This is a genomic window from Streptomyces sp. DH12 (assembly GCF_020873895.1).
In the GTDB taxonomy this organism is placed as follows: domain Bacteria; phylum Actinomycetota; class Actinomycetes; order Streptomycetales; family Streptomycetaceae; genus Streptomyces.
Genome location: NZ_JAHWGT010001225.1, coordinates 1 through 435 on the forward strand (window position 1 = coordinate 1; position 435 = coordinate 435).

At 67.1% G+C, this 435-nt stretch carries 1 protein-coding gene; it reads right to left on the reverse strand.

The genetic code is table 11. The annotated features are described in order from the left end of the window. Window positions 1-435, reverse strand: a 435-nt coding sequence (locus LPA54_RS39370; protein ID WP_228985192.1) for an ABC transporter substrate-binding protein, incomplete at both ends; no start/stop codon positions are given.

Consider the following 435-nt stretch of genomic DNA (forward strand, 5'->3'; position numbering starts at 1 on the left):
GACCTCGTCCCAGGTGGCGGGCGGGCGGTCCGGGTCGAGGCCGGCCTTCTCGAACAGGGCGCGGTTGTAGATCAGGCCCATCGAGTAGCCGGTGCGGGGGATGCCGTAGATCTTGCCGTCGACGGTGTAGATGTCGCGGAGCTGCTGCTGGACGGTCCCGTAGCTCCTGAGCTCCTTGACGTACGGGGTGAGGTCGGCGGCCTGGCCGATGTCGACGACGTGCCGGGCGTCGGTGAAGTACGTGTAGAACACGTCCTCCATCTGGCCGCCGGCGAGCTTGGCGTCGAAGGTCTTGGGGTCCTGGCAGGGGAACGCGTCGCGCGGGACGACGTCGATGTCCGGGTTCTTCCTCTCGAAGGCGGCGATCTCCTCCTCGAAGAACTGGCGGTCGACCTTGGCGCTCTTGGGCGGCATGCAGTTGACGGTGATGCGCGT